Source organism: Bradyrhizobium sp. WSM4873, assembly GCF_055811355.1.
The window spans coordinates 1-315 of sequence record NZ_JBVVPS010000135.1 but is presented as its reverse complement, the minus strand read 5'-3'; the positions used below and the strand labels follow the sequence as shown (position 1 = coordinate 315).

Below are 315 nucleotides of genomic sequence, written 5' to 3'. Positions count from 1 at the left end.
CGCTGGCCCGGCGAAGGGCCGGTCATCCCGCACATATGTCCAGATCCGACCGGTCTTGCACTTGCCCTTCGCCAGGATGCGGATGGTGGTGTCGTCGCCATGCAGGCGCTCGGCAGCAAGCACATGGCGTTCGATCAAGTGGAAGAGCGGCATGACGGCGAAGGTCCCGTGGCCGACCTGGTCGGCCAGCGTCGACAATGGCAGGTCGATCCCCTCGGCCTTAAAGCGCGCACTCTGGCGATTGAGCGGGATGTGCATGCCGAACTTGTCGAACAGAATCGTCGCCAGCAATTGTGGGCCGATGAAGCCGCGCGG

At 64.1% G+C, this 315-nt stretch carries 1 protein-coding gene; it reads right to left on the bottom strand.

The genetic code is table 11. The features are described 5' to 3' along the window. Positions 1-315: transposase (locus AC0L21_RS38095; protein ID WP_473267159.1), on the bottom strand; the 315-nt coding region annotated here is incomplete at both ends.